Origin of the sequence: Aeromonas sp. 601027 (genome assembly GCF_049174455.1) — a bacterium.
GTDB classification, from domain to species: domain Bacteria; phylum Pseudomonadota; class Gammaproteobacteria; order Enterobacterales; family Aeromonadaceae; genus Aeromonas; species Aeromonas veronii_A.
The window spans coordinates 49,716-67,350 of record NZ_JAAKTN010000012.1 but is presented as its reverse complement, the minus strand read 5'-3'; the positions used below and the strand labels follow the sequence as shown (position 1 = coordinate 67,350).

Genomic DNA, 17,635 nt, shown 5'->3' with positions numbered 1-17,635 from the left:
AGGTTACTTAGCATGTCAGCCCAGAACGTTTTGGCCCTGATCCAGGAACACGAAGTCAAGTTTGTTGATCTGCGCTTTACCGACACCAAGGGTAAAGAGCAGCATGTATCCATCCCTGCTCACCAGGTTGATGAAGATTTCTTCGAAGACGGCAAGATGTTCGATGGTTCCTCCATCGGCGGCTGGAAGGGCATCAACGAATCCGACATGGTACTGATGCCGGACGCAGCCTCCGCCAAGCTGGACCCGTTCACCGAAGAGACCACCCTGAACATCGTTTGTGACGTACTGGAGCCTGCCACCATGCAGGGCTACGACCGCGATCCGCGCTCCATCGCCAAGCGTGCAGAAGATTTCCTGAAGTCCAGCGGCATCGCTGACACCGTGCTGTTCGGGCCGGAGCCGGAATTCTTCATGTTCGACAACATCACCTTCTCCAACACCATGGGCCACAGCTTCGTGAAAATCGAATCTGAAGAAGCCGCATGGAACTCCGGCACTGCCTATGAGCATGGCAACAAGGGTCACCGTCCGTTCGTGAAAGGCGGTTACTTCCCGGTTGCACCGGTCGACTCCTCCCAGGATATCCGTGCCGCCATGTGTCTGGTGCTGGAAGAGATGGGCCAGGTCGTTGAAGCTCACCACCACGAAGTGGCCACTGCCGGTCAGAACGAGATCGCTACCCGCTTCAACACTCTTACGCTGAAAGCAGATGAAGTACAGGTACTGAAGTACGTGATCCACAACGTGGCCCACGCCTACAACAAGACCGTCACCTTCATGCCGAAACCCATGTTCGGTGACAACGGCTCCGGCATGCACTGCCACCAGTCTCTGGCCAAGAACGGCGTCAACCTGTTCGCCGGGGACCTGTATGGCGGTCTGTCCGAGATGGCGCTGCACTACATTGGCGGTATCATCAAGCACGCCAAGGCCATCAACGCCTTCGCCAACCCGACCACCAACTCCTACAAGCGTCTGGTTCCGGGTTATGAAGCACCGGTCATGCTGGCCTACTCTGCCCGCAACCGTTCTGCCTCCATCCGTATCCCGGTGGTACCGAGCCCGAAAGCTCGTCGTATCGAAGTGCGCTTCCCGGATCCGGCTGCCAACCCGTACCTGGCCTTCGCAGCCCAGCTGATGGCCGGTCTGGACGGTATCATCAACAAGATCCATCCGGGCGATGCCATGGACAAGAACTTGTACGACCTGCCGCCGGAAGAGGCTGCAGAAGTGCCGACCGTTGCTGGCTCTCTGGACGAAGCCCTGGCAGCTCTGGATGCTGACCGCGAGTTCCTGACCCGTGGCGGCGTGTTCAGCGATGACTTCATCAACTCCTATCTGGAACTGAAACAGCAGGATGTTGACCGTGTTCGCATGACCCCGCACCCGCTGGAGTTCGAACTGTACTACTCCGTCTAAGTCGCAGCAGACAGCCCATTTAGATTGGGGCAGCTTGCCGAATCGTGACAAAACCCGCCAGATGGCGGGTTTTTTCTCTGATAGGATTAAGCAAGATACCGTCAAGGAGAGATGGATGAACAAGATACATGGCATAGGAGCAATTACCCTCCTGTTACTGACCTCATTCAGTACTCATGCGGCCAAGGTCTACTCCTGGGTCGATGGCAATGGCATTACCCACTACACGGATGCCCCTCCTCCCGGCAAAAACGTAAAGGAGGTGGATCTGCGGGCTGCTCCCCTGCTGGGTAGCGCCCCCAGCTCGGTACAGGTAGACAACTTCAACAGCCTGACTGGCGCCGATGCCAAGAAGGAGCAGGAGGCGGCCAAACTGGTGATCGAGCTGCTCTCCCCTGAACAGGGCAGCACCCTGCGCGACAACACAGGCAATATCGTCTTTCAGGGTCAAATCAGCCCCAAACCGCCAACCCAGTATGATGTGCGCCTGACTCTGGATGGCAAGGCAGCCCCCATCGTCAGCAACAGCCTCTCTATCCGGGTCGAAAATGTCGATCGCGGTGCCCACGAAGCTCAGCTCGAGCTGCTCGCCAAAGACGGTACGATCCTTGCTAAATCTACACCAGTCACCTTTTACCTGCATAGAGCGACCGTGACTCCGGCTCCCAAACCCACCCCCAAAGCCAACCAAGGGTGATATAGCGCACCGATGCGGGTAAACTCTATGCACCATATCGGTGCATAATAGGTGTGTAGCACCGTTTTAGGGAGAAACCTGTGCCAACCCGCTCGGACAACGCCAAAACACTCTTGGATAATTTGCTGACCGCCGTGATCCTGATGGATGAACGGCTCTGCATCCAATTCGTCAACCCGGCGGCTGAACAGCTGCTCTCCCTCAGTGAACGCCGGCTGATCGGCATCGAACTGCCTCATCTGCTGGAACATATCTCCCTCGATTTGCAACGGCTCAAGCAGTGCCTCGTTTCAGGGCAAGGCTTTACCGATAGCGAAGTGACTCTGGTGGTAGAGGGAGAACCGCGACTGGTGGAGCTGAGCGCTACCCCCATGGCCGACCACGAACAGCGTCTGCTGGTCGTGGAGCTGCGCAAGATCGACCAGCAGAAGAAGATCAGTCAGGAGCAGCAGCAACATGCCCAGCAGCTGGCGGCCAAGGAGCTGGTGCGCGGCCTGGCACACGAAATCAAGAATCCCCTCGGCGGCCTGCGTGGCGCGGCCCAGCTGCTGCAAAAAGAGCTGCCCGACCCGGCGCTGCGCGAATATACCGGCATCATCATCGAACAGGCCGATCGGCTGCGGGTACTGGTCGATCGGCTGCTCGGCCCCCAGCGCCCCGGCCGTCACCAGATGCACAATGTCCATTCGGTACTGGAACAGGTACGCCGACTGGTGGAGCTCGAACTCCCTCCCTCTGTTCGCATCGAGCGGGATTACGATCCCAGCATCCCCGAATTCGAGATGGAGCCGGATCAGCTGCAGCAGGCGTTTCTCAACATAGTGCGCAACGCCGCCGAAGCACTGGGCGATCAGACCGGGCTTATCCGTATCAAGACCCGCACCGCGTTCCAGATCACCATCCACGGCCAGCGCTACCGGCTGGCGGCGGAGATCAAGATCATCGACAACGGCCCCGGCATTCCCGATGCCATTCGCGACACCCTGTTCTACCCCATGATCACCGGCAAGGAGGGGGGAACCGGGCTCGGCCTCTCCATCGCCCAGAACCTGATCGACCAGCACAAGGGGCGGATCGACTGCATCAGCTGGCCGGGTCACACCGAATTCACCATTTTTCTACCGCTTCGCAAGTAAGGGAACCCCATGACCGCCAAAGTGTGGATCGTCGATGACGACAGTTCTATCCGCTGGGTGCTGGAGCGCACTCTCGGCAGCGAAGGCTTCAACTGCGAGAGCTTTGCCGATGGCGAAGCCCTGCTGCACGCCCTTGAGCTGCGATCGCCCGATGTCATCCTCTCCGATATCCGGATGCCCGGCATCGATGGTTTGAGCCTGCTGGAGCAGATCCACCGCCGTCAGGCCGATCTGCCCATCATCATCATGACCGCCCACTCGGATCTCGACAGCGCGGTCAACGCCTACCAGCGCGGCGCCTTCGAGTACCTGCCCAAACCGTTCGACATCGACGAAGCGGTGACCCTGGTGCGCCGCGCCGAGAATCATCTCAAGGAGCAGCGCACCAAGCGCAAGTCTCGTCAGCAAGAAGCCACCGCCACTCCCGAAATCATCGGTGAGGCACCGGCGATGCAGGAGGTGTTCCGCGCCATAGGCCGCCTGTCACGCTCCAGCATCTCGGTGCTGATCAACGGTCAGAGCGGTACCGGCAAGGAGCTGGTCGCCCACGCCCTGCACAAGCACAGCCCGCGCGCCCACAAGAACTTTATCGCCCTCAACATGGCGGCTATCCCGAAAGATCTCATCGAATCCGAGCTGTTCGGTCACGAGAAGGGGGCCTTCACCGGCGCCAACAACATCCGCCACGGCCGCTTCGAGCAGGCCGACGGTGGCACCCTGTTTCTCGACGAGATCGGTGACATGCCGCTGGATGTGCAGACTCGGCTGCTGCGGGTCTTGGCCGATGGCCAGTTCTACCGGGTCGGTGGCCACCAGCCGGTGCAGGTGGATGTACGGATCATCGCCGCCACCCACCAGAATCTGGAGAAACGGGTCGCCGATGGCGAGTTTCGCGAGGATCTGTTCCACCGTCTCAACGTCATCCGCATCCACATCCCCGCCCTCAAGGAGCGCCGTGAGGACATCCCCCAGCTGGCACGTCACTTCCTGCTGCGCGCCGCCAAAGAGCTGAACGTCGAGGCCAAGAGCCTGCACCCGGATACCCAGGCCTATATCAGCCGCCTGCCCTGGCCGGGCAACGTGCGCCAGCTGGAGAACGTCTGCCGCTGGCTTACCGTGATGGCCTCGGGGCAAGAAGTGCTGGTCGGCGACCTGCCTGCCGAGCTGCTCACTCCCATCACCCACAACGCCGAACCGGGCCAACCGGCGTTGCCCGGTTGCTGGCAGCAACAGTTGCAAGAGTGGGTGGCCAGCAAGCTGGCGCTGGGAGAGACAGACATCCTGGCAGATGCCATGCCTCAGTTCGAACGGATCATGCTGGAAACGGCGCTGGAACACACCCACGGCCACAAGCAGGAGGCGGCGCGCCTGCTCGGTTGGGGTCGCAACACCCTGACCCGCAAGCTGAAGGAACTCGATCTCTCCTGAGTCCCGGGGAAAAACGATTCCCATCACGCCCTGACAAATCACCGCCCGCCAGAACCCCGTTTAACGATAAACGGGGTATCTTTTTTGAAAGCCCCGCCTAGAATGGCAGGCTTTCAAACCTGACTCGACGAGGGCGCCCCCATGATTGACAGATCTCTCCCCCTGACCGACCTGCACCGCCATCTGGACGGCAACATCCGCCCGCAAACCATCCTCGAGCTGGGTCGCCAACACAACATTCAGTTGCCCGCCTTCGAGCTGGAGGCGCTGCGCCCCCACGTACAGATTGTCGAGAACGAGCCGAGCCTGGTCGCCTTCCTGAAGAAGCTGGACTGGGGTGTTGCCGTGCTGGCCGACTATGATGCCTGCCGCCGGGTCGCCTACGAGAACGTGGAAGATCTGCTGCGCGCCGGTATCGACTATGCCGAACTGCGTTTCAGTCCGGCCTATATGGCGATGGCCCACAAGCTGCACCCGCAGGGCGTGGTAGAAGCCATCATCGACGGCGTGGCCGCGGGCAGCCGCGATTTCGGTATCAAGACCAACCTGATCGGCATCATGAGCCGCACCTTCGGCACCGAGCAGTGCAATCGGGAGCTGGCCGCCTGTCTGGCCCACCGCGACAAGCTGGTCGCCATCGATCTGGCCGGTGACGAGCTGGGTTTCCCGGGGGAACTCTTTGTCGATCACTTCCGTCAGGTGCGCGATGCAGGCATGCGCGTCACCGTACACGCAGGTGAAGCCGCTGGCCCCGAGAGCATGTGGCAAGCCATTCGCGAGCTGGGCGCCGAGCGTATCGGCCACGGCGTCAAAGCGATTCAGGATCCGGCCCTGATGGCCTATCTGGCCGAGCACCGCATCGGCATCGAATCCTGCCTCACCTCCAACGTCCAGACCACCACAGTGGCGAGCCTGACCGAACACCCGATCCGCCAGTTCCTGGCCGCTGGCGTGCTGGCTTGCCTCAACACCGACGATCCGGCGGTGGAAGGGATCGACCTGCCCCACGAATATGAAGTGGCCGCTCCGGCCGCCGGCATGACCGCGAGCGAAATCCGCACCGCCCAGCAGAACGGCCTGACCCTGGCCTTCCTGAGCGATAGCGAGAAAGCCGAGCTGAGCGCCCGCGCCGCCAGCCGCTGATCCACACCGGCACTGCAAATAGAAACGGCCCACTTCGGTGGGCCGTTTCTATTTGCCTGTTACATGGTCAGACATAAAACCAAAAGCCTCACATGACGAATTCGCCAATGAAAAACCATTATAAACAATGAGTTGAGCAATACTCCAAACTCCCTCATTCTAATTGCGTAACCGTGAGGTTACTTCTTACAAAGAGGGTTTTTGATGGATATTACACCAGATATTGTTGGGCACTTCCGCGCTTCGTTTTTCGGTCAATTCGGTAAGGAAGATACATACCCTACCGAGAAAGTTATCTTCGCCTTGCAAGAAGCGAGCTATGAGACAGGGGGTAGCCGTTGGGGGGAATATGGATCGCAGACATTAAAACAACGAGGGATGTTTTATCTCGCAGCTCATATATTGACTCAACCAACCAGTGCAGTTCTAAAAACAACCAGCTTTGGCCAGCAATACCAAAAACTCAGAAGACGAGTGGGAATGGGAGCCATCGCCTGTTAACAAAGTTAAATGGCAAAAGGCCCAAACCGGGGTTGGACCTTTTGCGGATGGCGATGCAGGGAAAAACTACTCCCGCTCCTTGTCGCGTTCCAGCGCGCGCTCAACTAGCGGCTCGGGTAGGCTCTTTGTTACCTCCACCCCCAGCTCGCGGAAACGCTCGACCTGCGCAATCAGGTTGCCACGGCCGTTGACCAGCCGTCCCATCGCCTTGTCGTAGCTCTCCTGCGCCTTGTGCAGGCTGCCGCCCATCTGCTGCATCTCCTCGACAAACAGCCGCAGCTTCTCGTAGAGGCGACCGGCCCGTTCGGCAATCTGGCGGGCATTCTGGTTCTGCCGCTCGTAGCGCCACAGGTTTTCGATGGTGCGCAGAGCCACCATGAGATTGGTGGGGCTCACCAGCAGGATATTGTTGTCGAGACCGTAACGCACCAGCGAGGGATCGGCCTCCATCGCGGTGAGGAAGGCGGGCTCCACCGCCACGAACATCAGCACATAGTCGAGGGTGCGCACCCCGGGCAACTGCTGATAATCCTTGCGGCCCAGCTCGCGGATGTGGTTGCGCACCGAGGCGACGTGCTCCTTGAGCGCCACAGCCTTCTCCAGCTCGTCCCCGGCGTTATACCAGCGCTCGTAGGCGGTCAGCGACACCTTGGCGTCGATGATGATGTCTTTTTCCTGCGGCAGGTGGACAATCACATCGGGCTGGTAGCGCTTGCCCTTCTCCACCTCGATATTGACCTGGGTGTGGTACTCGTGGCCCTCGCGCAGGCCGCATTCGCTGAGGATCCGCGCCAACACCACTTCCCCCCAATTGCCCTGTTGCTTGCTGTCGCCCTTGAGGGCGCGGGTCAGGGCCGCAGCCTCTTCGGTCATACGAGCATTGAGCTCGGCGAGGCGCTCCAGCTCGAACTTGAGGCTGTGGCGCTGGGCCGTCTCCTGGGCGTGGGTCTCCCCCACCTGACGACGAAAGCCCTCGAGCTGCTCCTTGAGTGGCGTGAGCAGCAGATCGAGGCTGCTCTGGTTCAATTCGCGGAAGTTGCCGGAGTTTTGCTCGAAGATCCGGTTGGCAAGGTTCTCGAACTGCTGGCTGAGGCGCTGCTCCGCCTCCTGTTGCAGTTGCAGCTTCTCGGCGGCAGCCAGCCGCTCGCTGCGCAGGGTCGCTTCCGCATCCTTGAGTCGGGCGGTGAGTTTGATGAGCAGGGTCTGCTGCTGATCCAGCTTCTGCTGGCCCTGCATGCGCTCATCCTGCAACTCGTCGAAACGATCCTGCAACGCTTGATGCCGCTCCTGCGCCAGCATCAGCTCCTGAGCCTGTGCCGTGGCGGCCCGTCGCCCGATCAGCCAGCCAAGCCCGAGGGCCAGCACGGCGGCTGGCAGCAGGATGACCCAGAGCCCGGGCTCGATCATTTACGGCTCCGCTGGCGCAGGAAGAGTTCGAGATAGCGGTTGGCCAGCAGCCAGAGCAGCACGTAGATGAGGTAGGCGGCGAGCACCACCCACTTGTGGCTGTTAACCCCGGTATCGAGCTCGACGAACTCGATGCCCTTGATGCGGCAGTAGCCCCACATCAGCAGGGGAAAGATATAGAGCAGGGACGAACGCCAGAGAAATAGCCACATATGTTTTCATTCAACCACGTAAAAAGACCCGCCTAGCTTACACAAGGGCAACTGCGCTTGCGATCCTGACGGCCGCTATTCTCTGGCCTGCTTCCCGAAACTTCGATAAAATTAACCCCTAATAGGTATCAGGGGCGAGCATGACTCACTATTTCCTCCGTTGGCTGACACAAGGTTGGCAAGCTTCCCGCAAGCCCGCAGTGGTTTGCCATGAAGCGCGCCCGCCATGGGCCATCGAGGAGTCCCAGTACCTCTCCCTCTGCAGCCGCTGTGGCGAGTGTTTCAAGGCCTGCCCGCGCGGTCTGCTCAAACCGGCCACCCAGGAGGAGTACGAGGGGAGCCCCATCGCCGGTACGCCGGTACTCGATCTCGCCTGTGGCCAGTGCAGCTACTGCGGCAGCTGCGCCAGAGCCTGTCCCACCGGCGCCCTCGACCTGCAGCTGGGTCGTCAGGTGCAGACCCGGGTGCAGATTGAAGAGAGCTGTCAGGCACGGCAGGGCTTCTACTGCCTGCTCTGTGAAGATGCCTGTCCCCAGCAGGCAATCAAGGCCACAGCCGATGGCATCAACGTCAACATGGATGCCTGCAATGGCTGCGGCGCCTGCGGCCTCGCCTGTCTGCACGGCGCCATCACCCTGATCCGCCAGCCGGGCAATCGCTGACAAACAAAAGGGGCCATCAGGCCCCTTCTATATCTGTTCTTGCTTCCTGCCCATCAGGCCATCGCCAGAATTGACTCCTGCTCGATGCCCAGCAGATGGCAGAGACGGTTCGGATCGCGCACCGCATCGGCCAGGGTGTACTCACCCAGCACTTCGAGGAAGGCGTTCATGGCGCGGCGCAAAATGCCCTGAATGCGGCAGCCACCGGAGAGACGGCAGTTCTCGCGCTTGCAGTCGACCGGACAGAGCACGTGCTCCATATCCATCACCACATCGCGCAGGTTGATGGAGACCGCGGAGCGACCGAGGCGGATACCGCCATGCTTGCCACGTACCGTCTCGATGTACCCCTTGATGCCGAGCTGGTGCACTATCTTGACCACGTGGTTGCGAGAGATGCCGAAGGTATCGGCCACTTCGGTAATGGTCGACAGGCGATCGCCCGGCTGCACCGCCAGGAAGGTCAGGGTACGCAGGGCGTAGTCGGTAAATCGTGTCAGTTGCATGGTCGCACTTGCCTCTTACTACAAGCCAGGAATCAGGACGACAACATTGAGCTAAGAGGCAGGAGACAACCGGTTTGCCTCTGTTCGCCATTGGTTCGCCAGAGGAGGGGCCTGTCTCTTAATCTGAGTTGCGGAGTGACAAGGTTAAGAGCAGCACAACCGGGTGTCGATGAAGATGCACATAAATCGACACTTTCTTTGATTGATCGCAAACTTGCCGGGTTAGCCCGGCGTTTACCTCCATTCTGGCGGCTAAATTTCCCGAAATTCCTCACCGCCGCACCCAACAGACAAGAGGGGAAATCTCCCTTCGAACAGTGAATAAACGGGGCGTCAGTGCGGCTGTTTCAGCCAGTTTTTCAGCGCGACCGATGGGATGGAGCTCTCGGAGGCGACGGCAAACGCCCCCCAGTCCACCGCGCACTGTAGCGCATCCTTGATCGCCATGCCGCGCGCCAGGCCATGGATCAATCCGCCAGCGAAAGCATCCCCTGCTCCCGTGGTATCGACCACCGAGACTGGCCGCGCGGCAACCCGGATCTGCTCATCGCCGTGGATGGCCACCGCCCCCGCCTTTCCTTCGGTCAGCACCAGCCATTCGAGCTGCTCCCCCGCCAGCTGTCGGGCGTGTTGCCAAGGGTCGCTCACCTCGCCGAGATCGGAGCGGGAGGCCACCAGTACATGACAGGGGCGGCGCGCTTGGCCGCCCTTGGGATACTGGGCCAACACAAAGCTCTTGCCGAGCATCTGGCGCATGTAACTGATGATGGCGGTGCCGGGATAGTTCACATAGAGGCAATCCACCCCATCCAGCGGCAGATCGCCGGGCAGGTCGGGACGCCGCGGGCGGCGCAGTATGGTGCGCTCGCCGGTGGAGTCCACCAGGATCAGCAGCTCGCCGGTCTCGCCGCCAAAGCGCTCCACATGGCTGCAATCCAGCCCGTAACCGGCCGCCTGCTCCAGCAGCCAGTCGCCGGTCTCGTCCAGCCCGATGCGGGAGGCAATGGTCACCTCGTGACCTGCCCACACCAGCCCGATGCCGGTATTGGCGGCGCCACCGCCGAGCCTGCGCCCCTGATCCACATATTGCAGCCGGGCCCCCGCCACCAGCGGTTCGGAGAGGGAGAGCACATGATCACAGTTGAGATTGGCAAGCAGCAGAATGCGGGACATAGAGACCTCGGACGATGGAGATAGCCCAAAAGAGACAGGCTAACCCCGAGTAGAGCCCAGCCTGACAGAAGAGACAACCGGCAGCGATCGGGAATCCGATCGGGATCAATAGATGGGCAGCTCTACCCCGGCCAGCAGCTCGTCGATGCGCGCCTGGGTCGGCTGCTGCATCACGCTCTGGATCACCTCCTTGGTGAGGTGGGGCGAGAAGGAGCTGATGAAGTCATACATGTAGTTCTGCAGCAGAATACTCTTGCTGAAGCAGATCTGGGCCGGGCAGGGCTTGAACAGGTGCTCCAGATTGATGGAGACCAGCCCGGGGGTGTCATTGTCGTTGGCCACCAGCGAGGAGATGATGCCTATGCCAAAGCCCAGCTCCACGTAGCGCTTGATCACTCCGGCATCCATTACCGTCATGTAGTAGCTCGGGGTCAGCCCCGCCGCCTGAAACACCTCGTCCTGCACCTGCCGACCGGTGGCACCGCTCTCGTAACTGAGGATCGGGTAGTGGCAGAGCTGCTCCAGCGTCGGCTTCTTCACCTTGGCCAGCGGGTGATCCTGCGGCACCACCAGCGAGAGGGTCCAGAGGTAGGCAGGCAGCGCGATCAGCTCCTTGTCGAAGCCAATTTCGTGGGCAACGATGGAGAAATCGGAGTACCCCTTGCTGATCTGCTCCTTGCTCGCCGACATCACCGGATGGAGGTGGAACGAGATCTTGGGGTACTTCTTGGTGAAGTAGGTAACCGATTTGGGCAGCAGATAGCGGGCGATGGTGTGGGTAGTGTGGATGTTGAGGGTGCCCACGGTCGGATCCAGATACTCGCGGGAGATCGCCTTGATCTTGCTCTCGATGTTGAGCATCGCCTCGGCACACTTGATGATCTCCTCGCCCACCGGGGTGATACGATGCAGATGCTTGCCACGGCGCTCGAAGATCCGCACTCCCAGCTCGCTCTCCAGCAGGCCGATCTGCTTGCTGACCCCGGGCTGGCTGGTATAGAGCGCATCGGACGCCACCGAGACGTTGAGGTTGTGGTCCCGGATCGCGATCAAGTACTTCAATTGCTGTAGTTTCAAGGCTTCACCCTCTCAAGCTGGTGCGGCGATCACGCCAGACAAACAGGCCGCCACAAAGGGCGGCCAGTGTATCATCCGATCCCGACATCGCAGCGCTTGATCCTTCATTTTGCTACAAAATCTAGCACCCGAAGGGGGTCGCTGACAAACCGGGCTCAGGCCGCGCCGGCCTGCAGCGGCAGGATCCCCAAAAACTGCAGCAACCACTGCATCATGGTGGTCGAATCCACCTCCCCCTCCAGCGAGGAGAGGCTGCTCTGGTAACGCTCGTCGGGCAGCAGGCCACGGCGTCGCTCGATCAGCGCCCGGTTGTACTCCACCGAGAACTCGGGGTGCCCCTGAATGGCCACTATGTTGTCCCCCTGCAGGAACATGAAGTTGGGACAAAAATCGTTGCCCGCCAGCCGGGTCGCTCCGGGGGGCAGCAGGGCCACCTGATCCTGATGACTGGCCAGAATACGGATCTGATCACGAGACGGCGCCATCCAGGGCTCATCAGCCAACATGGGGTGCACCGACACTCCCAGCCCCCACCCCTTGGTAGACTTCACCACCTCGCCCCCCAGCGCCTGGGCGATCACCTGATGACCAAAACAAATCCCGGCCAGCTTGACGTCGGCATCATGGGCCCGACGGATCCAGCCACGCAACGCCTGGATCCAAGGGATATCGCTATAGGCATCGTGGCGCGAGCCGGTGATGAGCCAGGCATCGCACTCGTGCAGATCCTCCGGCAACTCCCCATCGATGGCTGACCAGACCCGAAACTCCAGCTCGGGTGCCAGCGGCTGAAACCCCCTGATAAACATCTCGGAGTAGACGGGGCCAAAACGATCCGCCAGATCGGGATCCAGCCGGTCACAATCGAGAATTCCCAATCGCATCTGTTGCTCCTTTACAGAAGTGCCCCCGCAGACCAGCGATCTGCGGGGGCAAGAGAATCAAATCATGGTGGTGAGCCCTGGGCTCATCACTTCATGGTTGGCATGGAGAATTCGGCACCACTGCGCAGGCTCTGGGGCCAGCGCGCCGTCACCGTCTTCATCCGGGTATAAAAGCGAACCCCATCCGGCCCGTGCATGTTGAGCGGCCCGAAGATGGAGCGCTTCCAGCCGCCAAAGCTGTGAAACGCCATCGGCACCGGAATGGGAACGTTCACCCCTACCATACCGACCTGTACCCGCGCCGTGAAGTCCCGCGCGGTGTCGCCGTCGCAGGTAAAGATGGCGGTGCCATTGCCGTACTCATGTTCATTGATGAGTCGCAGCGCCGTCTCGTAGTCCGGCACCCGCACGATGGAGAGCACGGGGCCGAAGATCTCCTCGCGATAGATGCGCATCTCGGGGGTCACCTCGTCAAACAGGCAGCCACCGATAAAGTAACCCTCGTCGTGGCTCAGCGTGCGACCATCGACTCGCAGCGCGGCCCCTTCGGCCACCCCCTGATCCACATAACCGCGCACCTTGGCCAGATGCTCCTTGCTGATAAGCGGCCCCATCTCGTTTTCCGGGCTCTGGCCCAGCCCCGGGCCCACCCGCAGCTTCTCAACGAGCGGTTTCAGTTTGGCTACCAAGGCATCGGCGGTCTCGTCACCCACTACCACGGCTACCGAAATGGCCATGCAGCGCTCGCCCGCGGCCCCATAAGCGGCCCCCATCAGGGCAGAGACCGCCTGATCGAGATCCGCATCCGGCATCACCACCATGTGATTCTTGGCGCCGCCCAGCGCCTGCACCCGTTTGCCGTGGGCCGAGGCGGTGGCATAGATGTACTGGGCGATAGGGGTGGAACCGACAAACGACACGGCACCTACTCGCGGGTCGGTCAGCAGCACATCCACCACCTCCTTGTCACCGTTCACCACGTTGAGCACGCCGTCCGGCAGACCGGCCTCCTTGAGCAGCTCGGCCATCCGCAGCGAGAGAGAGGGATCCTTCTCGGAGGGTTTGAGAATAAAGGTGTTGCCGCAGGCGATGGCGACCGGGAACATCCAGAGCGGCACCATGGCCGGGAAGTTGAACGGGGTGATACCGGCGCAGACCCCGACCGGCTGCATCATGGAGTAGCTGTCCACCCCACGGCCGACGTTGAGGGAGTGCTCCCCCTTGAGCAGATGGGGAATGCCGCAGGCAAACTCCACCACCTCCAGCCCTCGGGTCAACTCACCCTGCGCATCGGAGAAGACCTTGCCGTGTTCGCGGCTGATGAGCTGGGCAAGCTCGTCCCTGTGCTGCTCCATCAACTCTTTGAAGCGGAAAAAGACCCGAGCCCGCACCAGCGGCGGGGTTTGCGACCAGTCGGCAAAGGCACGCTCGGCGATGGCGATCGCCTCCTGACACTCGGCGGCGCTGGAAAGCCCGACGCTCCCCTGCTGCTTGCCGCAGGCTGGGTTGAAGATGGCGCCCTGGCGCTCGCTACGACTCTCCTGCGGCTGGCCGTTGATGAAGTTGCTGACCCTGTATGTCATGTATCCTCCGTGATAATTGATGTGGTGATTGCGCTGAACAAGACAACGCAAGGCCCCGCCAGCGCGGGGCCATCAAATGGGTTAGGGTTGTGCCTGCAGGGCATCCTGCAGCAGGGTGAAGAGATCATCGATCTGGCTGCGCTCGATGATGAGGGGTGGCGACAGGGCGATGATGTCGCCGGTCACCCTGATCAGCGCCCCCTTCTCGAAGCAGCGGACAAACACCTCATAGGCGCGCTTGCCCGGCGCATCCGGCATGGATTCAAGTTCGATACCGGCCACCAGCCCGTAGTTGCGCACATCCTTCACATGCTTGCAGCCCTTCAGCGAATGGGCCGCCTCCTCCCAGTAGCCCGCCAGATCCGCGGCGCGGCTAAGCAGGTTCTCGTTGCGATAGATCTCGAGGGTCGCCAGACCCGCAGCAGCAGCCACCGGATGACCGGAATAGGTGTAGCCGTGGAACAGCTCGATAGCCCCCTTACCTGCCGCCATCATGTCGTCATAAATATGCTTTTGCACCAGCACAGCTCCCATGGGGATAGCGCCGTTGGTGAGCCCCTTGGCGCAGGTGATCATGTCGGGGATGACATCGAACTCCTGCGCGGCGAAGGGAGAGCCAAGGCGACCGAAACCGGTGATCACCTCGTCAAAAATCAGCAGGATGCCGTGTTTGGTGCAGATCTCCCGCAGCCGCTTGAGGTAGCCTTTGGGCGGCATCAGCACGCCGGTACTGCCGGCGATGGGTTCGACGATCACCGCCGCTATGTTGCTGGCATCGTGCAGAAAAACGATCTTCTCCAGCTCGTCGGCCAGCGCCACATCCTCCTCAGGCAACCCTTTGGTGAAGGCATTTTTGGCGATGTTGAGGGTATGGGGCAAATGATCCACCCCGGTCAGCAGGGAGCCAAACCACTTGCGATTGCCAGGAATGCCCCCCACCGAGATGCCGCCAAAGCCAACCCCGTGATAACCCCGCTCGCGACCAATCAGCCGGGTGCGGGTGCCCTGACCGCGAGCCCGCTGCCAGGCCAGTGCGATTTTGAGCGCGGTATCAACCGACTCTGAGCCGGAGTTGGTATAGAAGACATGGCCAAAGCCCTGGGGAGCGATCTCCACCAGCCGGTTGGCCAGCTCGAACGGCAACGGGTGGCCCATCTGGAAAGTGGGGGCGAAATCGAGGTGGGAAATCTGCTGGGAGACCGCCTCGGCAATCTCGCGCCGACCATGGCCCGCGTTGCAACACCAGAGTCCGGCAGTGCCATCCAGTATCTTGCGGCCATCCTCTGAGTGATAATACATCCCCTCCGCCGACTTCAGGATGCGCGGCGCCGCCTTGAACTGCTGGTTGGCGGTGAACGGCATCCAGAAGGCGGACATGTCGGAGGGAGTATTGATGTCGCTGATCGGTTTCATGGTCACCTCATCCTTAAGGTGTTTAGCAACTATTGGCCATTGCCTATTAAATTAAACACCTGAATCCATAAAAAAGGGCTCATTATCGCCCTGTCTAATGCCACCCCTAGCTAGATGACTCTACAGGGTGGTATAAGATATTTAACACAAATTTAATAATAGTAAACAGTCAAGGAGTGTCTATCGATGGATATCGGTCACCGTCTCAAGGCGGTTCGCACCAAGGCGGCCCTCTCCCAGCGCGAGCTGGCCAAACGCTCGGGCGTGACCAACGGATTCATCTCCCAGATCGAAAAGAATCAGGTGAGCCCGTCAGTTGCCTCCCTGCGCAAGGTGCTGGAAGGGATCCCCATGTCACTGGCCAGCTTCTTTACTGACGAGACCGAAATGGACTCCGAAGTGATCTTTCGCGCCGCCGATATGCCGGATCTCGGCACTCACCCCATCAGCTACCGGCTGGTGGGCCACAGCCGTGCCAACCGTGCCATCGGCATGTTGCAGGAGGTGCTGCCACCGGGCGCCGACACTGGCGACGACATGCTGAGCCACGAGGGTGAAGAGTGCGGCATCGTTATCAAGGGCGAGGTTGAAGTGACCGTGGGTGAGCAGATCTACCTGCTGACACCGGGGGACGGCTACTACTTCGACAGCCGCACTCCTCACCGTTTTCGCAATGTGGGCGAGCAGGAGTGCGTATTGATTTCGGCCAATACCCCCGCCAGTTTCTAACAGGGTGATAAGGGGTCAGCCAGCCGCCAATGTTTAATGAATTGTTACAAAATGGATTTACAAGTGGCAGGATGTTTAGCATATTGATACGCGGACAATGACTTTTGCCGGTTCAAGGAGTGAACATGAGTGACCTGACCCTGGCCCAGTGGCAACACAAGGCCGCCCATCTGACCCTGCCCTCACAAGCCTTTATCAACGGTAGCTATCGGGATGCCGTCAATGGTGCCACCTTCGACTGTATCAACCCGGCCAACGGCAAGCTGCTGACCAAGGTAGCAGCCTGCGATGCCGCCGATGCCGAGCTGGCGGTACAGGCCGCGCGTGATGCCTTCAACGACAAGCGCTGGAGCGGCCTGCCGCCGAAACAGCGCAAGCTGATCATGCAGCGCTTCGCCGAACTGATGCGTCTCAACAAGGTGGAGCTGGCACTGCTGGAGTCGCTGGACATGGGCAAACCCATCGGCGATGCCATGGGCTACGATGCCCCTGCCGCCGCCAACTGCATCGCCTGGAACGCCGAAGCGATCGACAAGATCTACGATCAGGTCGCGCCGGTCGAGGAATCCGCCCTGGCGCTGGTGACCCGGGAACCGCTCGGGGTCGTTGCCGCCATCGTGCCGTGGAACTTCCCGCTGGTGATGGCCTGCTGGAAGCTGGGGCCGGCGCTCGCTACCGGCAACTCGGTCATTCTCAAACCTTCCGAAAAGTCCCCCCTGACCGCCTTGCGTATCGCAGGTCTGGCCAAGGAGGCAGGCATTCCTGACGGCGTGTTCAACGTGCTGCCGGGCTTTGGCCATACCGTGGGCGAGGCGCTGGCCATGCACATGGATGTGGATTGCATCACCTTCACCGGATCCACCAAAATCGGCAAGCACCTGGTGGAGTGTTCCGGCAAGTCCAACCTCAAGCGCGCCTTTATGGAGTGCGGCGGCAAGAGCCCCAACATCATACTGGCGGATGCGCTGGACCTGGATACCGCGGCCAAGAGCGCCGCTGGCGCCATCTTCTACAACCAGGGCGAGGTGTGTACCGCCGCCTCTCGCCTGCTGGTGCAAAACAGCATCAAGCCGCAATTTATGGAGCGACTGCTGGCCCATGCCCGCGAGTGGATCTCAGCCAACCCGCTCGACCCTGCGACCCGCATCGGCGCCATGGTGGATCACATCCAGATGGAGCAGGTGCTGCGCTATGTCGAGATTGGCAAGCAGGAGGGAGCCAAGCTACTGCTGGGAGGCAAACGCACCAATCTTGAGAGCGGCGGCTTCTATATCGAGCCCACCATCTTCGACGAGGTGACACCCGAGATGCGGATCTTCCGCGAGGAGATTTTCGGCCCTGTGCTGGCAGTGACCGGTTTCGACACGCTCGAAGAGGCCATTGCACTGGGCAACGACACCGACTACGGGCTGGCAGCAGCGATCTGGACCGCGGATCTCAACAAGGCGGTGAAGGGTTCCCGCGCCCTGCGTGCTGGCACCGTATTCGTCAACAACTGGGATGGCGGCGACATGACCATGCCGTTTGGTGGCTTCAAGCAGTCTGGTAACGGTCGTGACAAGTCGCTGCACGCGCTGGAGAAGTACACCGAGCTGAAAAGTACCTGGATCCAGCTCGAATAAAGGTATAAATAGCCATCATCATCAGCAATGGGGGAGAAAT

17 protein-coding genes are annotated in these 17,635 nt (G+C 60.5%); 9 read left to right on the top strand and 8 right to left on the bottom strand.

Annotated elements, in window-relative coordinates; genetic code table 11:
* Positions 1–12 precede the first annotated feature (12 nt).
* From glnA to G5193_RS15470, 6 genes are all read left to right on the top strand, one after another.
* Entirely contained in the window at positions 13–1,422 is a 1,410-nt protein-coding gene (gene glnA, locus G5193_RS15495) for a glutamate--ammonia ligase (protein ID WP_005339672.1), read from the top strand.
* A 115-nt stretch (positions 1,423–1,537) separates the two neighbouring features.
* On the top strand, positions 1,538–2,119 hold the full coding sequence (locus G5193_RS15490; RefSeq protein ID WP_100647086.1) for a DUF4124 domain-containing protein: 582 nt from the start codon (positions 1,538–1,540) through the stop codon (positions 2,117–2,119).
* An 80-nt stretch (positions 2,120–2,199) separates the two neighbouring features.
* Positions 2,200–3,255, top strand: coding sequence for a nitrogen regulation protein NR(II) (gene glnL / locus G5193_RS15485; RefSeq protein WP_005356202.1), 1,056 nt, complete (start codon positions 2,200–2,202; stop codon positions 3,253–3,255).
* A 9-nt stretch (positions 3,256–3,264) separates the two neighbouring features.
* Positions 3,265–4,683, top strand: a complete 1,419-nt coding sequence (gene glnG / locus G5193_RS15480; protein ID WP_005339666.1) for a nitrogen regulation protein NR(I) — start codon at positions 3,265–3,267, stop codon at positions 4,681–4,683.
* Positions 4,684–4,824: 141 nt separating this feature from the next.
* Positions 4,825–5,826 carry an adenosine deaminase gene (add, locus tag G5193_RS15475; protein ID WP_236095642.1) on the top strand — a complete coding sequence of 334 codons (1,002 nt, stop codon included), beginning with the start codon at positions 4,825–4,827 and terminating at the stop codon, positions 5,824–5,826.
* A gap of 204 nt (positions 5,827–6,030) precedes the next feature.
* Complete coding sequence (locus G5193_RS15470) at positions 6,031–6,327, top strand: hypothetical protein (protein ID WP_421206314.1); 297 nt, start codon at positions 6,031–6,033, stop codon at positions 6,325–6,327.
* Positions 6,328–6,393: 66 nt separating this feature from the next.
* Here G5193_RS15470 and rmuC read toward each other — a convergent pair whose 3' ends face one another.
* Both rmuC and G5193_RS15460 read right to left on the bottom strand, forming a co-directional pair.
* On the bottom strand, positions 6,394–7,734 hold the full coding sequence (gene rmuC / locus G5193_RS15465) for a DNA recombination protein RmuC (RefSeq protein ID WP_236095644.1): 1,341 nt from the start codon (positions 7,732–7,734) through the stop codon (positions 6,394–6,396).
* Complete coding sequence (locus G5193_RS15460) at positions 7,731–7,946, bottom strand: hypothetical protein (protein WP_033114762.1); 216 nt, start codon at positions 7,944–7,946, stop codon at positions 7,731–7,733. Before G5193_RS15460 ends, rmuC begins: the two co-directional genes overlap by 4 nt.
* 140 nt (positions 7,947–8,086) lie before the next feature.
* Here G5193_RS15460 and G5193_RS15455 point away from each other — a divergent pair, with 140 nt between their 5' ends.
* Entirely contained in the window at positions 8,087–8,608 is a 522-nt protein-coding gene (locus G5193_RS15455) for a ferredoxin-type protein NapF (protein WP_216952305.1), read from the top strand.
* Positions 8,609–8,661: 53 nt separating this feature from the next.
* Here the strand turns inward: G5193_RS15455 and G5193_RS15450 are convergent, their stop codons facing one another.
* The 6 genes from G5193_RS15450 to G5193_RS15425 form a co-directional block, all read right to left on the bottom strand.
* Complete coding sequence (locus G5193_RS15450; protein ID WP_033114760.1) at positions 8,662–9,114, bottom strand: Rrf2 family transcriptional regulator; 453 nt, start codon at positions 9,112–9,114, stop codon at positions 8,662–8,664.
* A gap of 333 nt (positions 9,115–9,447) precedes the next feature.
* The gene (locus tag G5193_RS15445) at positions 9,448–10,287 is read right to left on the bottom strand and encodes a PfkB family carbohydrate kinase (RefSeq protein WP_421206312.1); all 840 of its coding nucleotides are present in this window, start codon (positions 10,285–10,287) and stop codon (positions 9,448–9,450) included.
* A gap of 105 nt (positions 10,288–10,392) precedes the next feature.
* Positions 10,393–11,364 (bottom strand): LysR substrate-binding domain-containing protein, encoded by a 972-nt coding sequence (locus tag G5193_RS15440; protein ID WP_227341757.1) that lies wholly within the window; start codon positions 11,362–11,364, stop codon positions 10,393–10,395.
* Positions 11,365–11,519: 155 nt separating this feature from the next.
* Positions 11,520–12,248, bottom strand: a complete 729-nt coding sequence (locus G5193_RS15435) for a glutamine amidotransferase-related protein (RefSeq protein WP_227341756.1) — start codon at positions 12,246–12,248, stop codon at positions 11,520–11,522.
* A gap of 86 nt (positions 12,249–12,334) precedes the next feature.
* Entirely contained in the window at positions 12,335–13,831 is a 1,497-nt protein-coding gene (locus G5193_RS15430) for a CoA-acylating methylmalonate-semialdehyde dehydrogenase (RefSeq protein WP_421206309.1), read from the bottom strand.
* A gap of 81 nt (positions 13,832–13,912) precedes the next feature.
* Positions 13,913–15,244 (bottom strand): aspartate aminotransferase family protein, encoded by a 1,332-nt coding sequence (locus G5193_RS15425; protein WP_216952313.1) that lies wholly within the window; start codon positions 15,242–15,244, stop codon positions 13,913–13,915.
* Positions 15,245–15,430: 186 nt separating this feature from the next.
* Between G5193_RS15425 and G5193_RS15420 the strand changes: the two genes are divergently transcribed.
* Together G5193_RS15420 and G5193_RS15415 are read left to right on the top strand one after the other, a co-directional pair.
* Positions 15,431–15,973, top strand: a complete 543-nt coding sequence (locus tag G5193_RS15420; protein WP_042012327.1) for a cupin domain-containing protein — start codon at positions 15,431–15,433, stop codon at positions 15,971–15,973.
* 125 nt (positions 15,974–16,098) lie between these two features.
* Positions 16,099–17,595 (top strand): aldehyde dehydrogenase, encoded by a 1,497-nt coding sequence (locus tag G5193_RS15415; protein WP_421206307.1) that lies wholly within the window; start codon positions 16,099–16,101, stop codon positions 17,593–17,595.
* Positions 17,596–17,635: the final 40 nt, after the last annotated feature.